Source organism: Autumnicola patrickiae (assembly GCF_031846525.1).
Lineage (GTDB): Bacteria > Bacteroidota > Bacteroidia > Flavobacteriales > Flavobacteriaceae > Autumnicola > Autumnicola patrickiae.
On sequence record NZ_JAVRHM010000064.1, the window covers coordinates 1 to 1104 of the forward strand.

Consider the following 1104-nt stretch of genomic DNA (forward strand, 5'->3'; position numbering starts at 1 on the left):
TAAACAAGGCAAAGAATATCAATTCGATAGTTAGTTCTTGGAATCGTCGTTTTGTGAAAACTGTAACAAAATGTTCTGATTAACTACTTATATAGAAGTTCGGATAACAATTGGATCTAACCACCTATAAATGTCTCAATTAAAATTTAAAAAAATGAAATTAACTAAAATGTTTATTGGATTATTTTTATCTATCGGTTTTATGTCGTGCAGTGAGGACGATACTTTAATTGAGGATGAACAAATATCAAAATCTTACGAATTAATATCAATACAGTGGAAATTAAACGAGACCGATGGACAAAGTATAATAGAAAAAAAGATTCCCGAGTTTCATTTTCGAAATGAAACGGATACAGTTATGGAGGTGGTTATCGAACCTCTTAAGGATCTTCGAGGTAGTTCAATATTCAAGTTTAATGACTCTCTGACCTTTACAGAACTAAGCTATGAGGAAGTTCAGGTTTCAGTAACAAAAGAGCTAAGCCTATTATCTGAAGAATACGGTTACCTGGGCGGAGGGGTTAAAGTACCCTTAACACAAGAAGAATCATCCTTCCCTTTTTCCTGGAATTTCACAGATTCCTTTGCCCTCAATAAAGGAACTAAGCTGACCTCAAATTATACCGTTTTTCTCAGAAAAAATAGAGCTAGTTTTCTAGCGACATTCAAGGAAACCACTACAGAGGAAACATTAGAATTGGACGGTACCTGGACAGGTATATTTTTCAATAATTTAGAAGAGAATTCTATCATAGAGGAGATTGATTAGTCATATTATTATAAATTTCGTTGAATAATATCAGAACAGCAGAGATACGGGACGTTGTAAACAAGACAAAAAATACCATTTTTCGATGGTGAGTTTTTTAAATATTATTTTCATTCTTTCTGCAGCGGACAAAAATTCGGACGGACAAGAATCTGACTTACCACTAAAAAAGGGAATTTTTAAAGGAAAATACATTGGTGTCGAGGAGCAGGGAAGTATTTGCTTTACCTGATTCATTCGTTTTGGTTTTCCGGCCATTACTTATCTTTTGATGGTATCCATCAAATAAACCAAAACCAATACAAGAAGTTGGGGGGCAATATGCTCCGGAA

The 1104-nt window shown here is 34.1% G+C and carries 1 protein-coding gene; it reads left to right on the forward strand.

What is annotated here, in order from left to right; genetic code table 11:
• Positions 1–154: 154 nt before the first annotated feature.
• The gene (locus RM549_RS19345; RefSeq protein WP_311687760.1) at positions 155–772 is read left to right on the forward strand and encodes a hypothetical protein; all 618 of its coding nucleotides are present in this window, start codon (positions 155–157) and stop codon (positions 770–772) included.
• Positions 773–1104: the final 332 nt, after the last annotated feature.

Excerpts from the sequence above, each read along its gene's own strand:
- RM549_RS19345 (WP_311687760.1), top strand. The coding sequence starts at position 155 with ATGAAATTAACTAAAATGTTTATTGGATTATTTTTATCTATCGGTTTT.